The following is a 3,028-nucleotide window of genomic DNA, read 5'->3' as shown; positions in this document are numbered from 1 at the left end:
CGGGGGGGGCGGCCGTGGCGGTCCCCGCCGGGTTCGGCCGCGGCCCGGCCCCCGGATCGGCCCCGTGCCCCGTTACACCCGCGGGCCCGGCCGCCGGCTGTGGAACCGCCCGCCTACTGCCGCCGCGCGGACAGGTAGGCGGTGTAGGAGATCACCGACGGCACCGGCACGTTGAGCGCCCCCGCCCTGGTGGTGAGCATCGCCTCGTCGCCGAGGATCCGCCCGCTGTCCCGGTCCACCACGAAGGTGTACCGGGTGGGCAGCCCGCTGCCGTCCGACTCGGCGGAGAACGCCTCGCCCGGCCGCCCCGCCCGGTCGGTGACCGAGCCGTCGTAGGACAGGCCCGGCAGCGCGGCGACCAGCCGCAGCACGGCGGCCCGCTGCGCGGGGTCCAGCACCTGGACGCGCAGCAGCCCGCGCAGGGCCTGGGCCAGCCCGGAGGCGCTGTCCACGGCGGGGGTCGACGCGCGCAGCATCGCGCGCAGCGCCTCCGGGTCGGCGGGGACGGGCTGCCGGTACAGGCCGGACTCGTACGGCTCGGTGTGCTCCGGCCGCCCGTCGAACCGGCGGGTCTGGGTGCCGGTGCCGTCCGGGTGCAGCAGGACCCGGTGCTGCTCGGCCGTCACCCGCGAGGTGACGGTGTTCCCGTCGATGCGGGTGAACAGGCTCCAGTCCCGCCACTCCAGGACGGAGTCCGGGCCGCCGTCCGGTTCGGACAGGGCCGCGGTGCGCCGGGCGATCTCCGCCAGCGTCTGCGCCGCGGGGACGGCCGCGGTCGGGCGCCGGTAGTCCAGCGGCGGGGGAGTCGCCGCGTAGGCGTGCCCGGTGCCAGAGGGCAGCAGGGTCAGGGCCAGCGCCGCCGCGCAGACCGCCGCGACGGCCCCGAGCGGCACCCACAGGCGCGGGGCGATCCCCCGTCGCGGCCGGGGGCGCGGTCCGGGCCCGGCCAGGATCCGCTCCAGGTCGGCCTGCCGCCGATCGGGGTCGCCGGTGACGCCCGCCGCCGGGTCCGCCGCCGCCATCAGGTCCTTCAGGTCCTTCACACCGTCAGCCGCGCGCACGGCCCACCTCCAGGATGCTCGTCACTGCCGTCGAAACCACCGTCTCCGCCGCCCCGGCCACCGTCTCCGCCGCCGCCTGTTCGTCCAGTACGGCCCGCAGCCGCCGCCGGGCCCGGTACAGCCGCACCGAGAACGCCGCCGGGCTGCAGCCGAGCGCCCGGGCGGCCTGACGGGTGTCCAGGCCCTCCCAGCCGGTCAGCGCCAGCACCTCGCGGTCCCGCTCGGCCAGCCGCGACCACGCGGCGTGCACGCCGTCGCGGGCCGCGACCTGCTCCGCGACGTCCCGGCCGGGGCCGGCCGCGTCCGCCGCCAGCCCGGCGGCCAGCCGCCCGGCCCGTTCCCGTCCCCGCACGTGGTTGGCCACCACGTTGCGCGCCACCCCGTACAACCAGGGCAGCGCCTCGCCGGGCACCTCCGCCCAGCGCCGCCACACCACCGTGAACACCTCGGCCGCCAGGTCGCCGGCGCTGTCCGCGCCGACCCTGCGGTGCAGGTAGCGCAGCACCGCGCCGTGGTGCTCCCGGTACAGGGCGCTGAAATCCTCAGCCGCACCCACCGTGCCCCCCTCTCGTCGTTCCTGCCCCGTTCCTGTCCGGCACCCCCGGGATTCTTACCGCTGTCCGGAACAGTCCGCCCGTTCCGAGTCCGGCCCCCGCCCCCGCCGGGGCTTGGAACGGTCCGCCAAGTGGGCTCCAAGAGCGTTTTCCCACACTGGGGTCCGACACCGATCGACCGGATCGACCGCTGTACGGAAGGCTTTCTGCGATGTCCACACTCCTCGGCCGCCTCGGCGGGGCCGCGGCTGCCCGGCCCTGGCGCACCGTCGCCGCCTGGGTGCTGCTGATCGGCGCGATCCTCGCCCTGGCACAGGTGTCCGGCGGCGAGCCGCGCGACAACTACCGGATACCCGGCACCCCGTCCACCGCCGGGATGGACCTGCTGAACGCGCGCTTCCCGGAGACCTCCGGCACCAGCGCCCGGGTGGTCGTCCACGACCGCGACGGCAGGCCGCTGCCCGCCGACGTGCTGTCCGCGCTGCGCGGGAGCCTGGCGCGGGTGCCGCACGCGCTGTCGGTGAGCGAGCCGGTGCCGTCCCGGGCCGGGGACACCGCGCTGCTGACGGTCGGCTACGACGTCAAGGTCACCGCGTTCAAGGGCTCCGAGGGCCTGGACGCGCTGCGGGCCGCCGCCGGGGCCGCCACCCGCGCCGGGTACCAGGTCGAGTTCGGCGGGGAGCTGCCGGAGCACTTCAGCGCCCCGAACGGGACGGCCGAGGCGATCGGCATGGGCGCCGCGCTGGTGATCCTGGTGGTCGCGCTCGGCTCGATCGCCGCCGCCGGCCTGCCGCTGCTGGTCGCGCTGGCCGGGCTCGGCGCCGGTACGGGGCTGATCACCCTGATGTCGGCCGTCACCGACATCAGCGACATCGCGCCCACCGTGGCCTCGATGGTCGGCCTGGGCGTCGGCATCGACTACGCGCTGCTGCTGGTCTCCCGGCACACGGAGGGGCTGCGCCGGGGCCTGGACGCCCGCGCGGCCGCCACCGAGGCGAACGCCACCGCGGGCTCCTCGGTGGTGGTGGCCGGGGCGACGGTGCTGGTCTCGCTGCTCGGCCTGAAGCTGGCGGGCCTGTCCACCTACGCCTCGTTCGGCTACGCGACCTTCGCCACCGTCGGCGCCGTGATGCTGGCCGCCCTGACGCTGGTGCCCGCGCTGGCCGCGCTCTCCGGCCCGCGCCTGCTGCGCCGCGCCGAGCGCCGGCCCGCCGCGCCCGCCGCCGCCGGGCCCGCCCCGGACGAGCGGACCCCCGCCGCCGCGACCCGCACCGAGCGCTGGGCCCGGCTGATCGGCCGCCGCCCGGTCACCGCCGCCGTCCTGTCGCTGGCCGTGCTGTTCGCGCTGGCCGCCCCGATGCTCGGCATGCGCACCTGGCCGCAGGACGCCGGCAGCCAGGCGTCAGGCAACAC

The 3,028-nt window shown here is 77.5% G+C and carries 3 protein-coding genes; 1 reads left to right on the top strand and 2 read right to left on the bottom strand.

What is annotated here, in order from left to right; all coding sequences use genetic code 11:
• Nucleotides 1–113: 113 nt before the first annotated feature.
• A complete protein-coding gene (locus ACFUEL_RS37645) occupies nt 114–1,061 on the bottom strand; it encodes a CU044_5270 family protein (RefSeq protein ID WP_380242400.1) in 948 nt (315 codons plus the stop codon).
• Entirely contained in the window at nt 1,048–1,617 is a 570-nt protein-coding gene (locus ACFUEL_RS37640) for an RNA polymerase sigma factor (RefSeq protein WP_380242398.1), read from the bottom strand. Before ACFUEL_RS37640 ends, ACFUEL_RS37645 begins: the two co-directional genes overlap by 14 nt.
• 209 nt (nt 1,618–1,826) lie before the next feature.
• On the opposite strand from ACFUEL_RS37640, the gene ACFUEL_RS37635 reads away from it, so the two are divergent.
• Nucleotides 1,827–3,028: MMPL family transporter (locus ACFUEL_RS37635; protein WP_380242396.1), on the top strand; the 1,202-nt coding region annotated here is incomplete at its 3' end.

Source organism: Kitasatospora sp. NPDC057198 (assembly GCF_042670125.1).
Lineage (GTDB): Bacteria > Actinomycetota > Actinomycetes > Streptomycetales > Streptomycetaceae > Kitasatospora.
The sequence above is the reverse complement of the archived record's forward strand: the minus strand, read 5'-3'. Positions and strand labels throughout refer to the sequence as shown.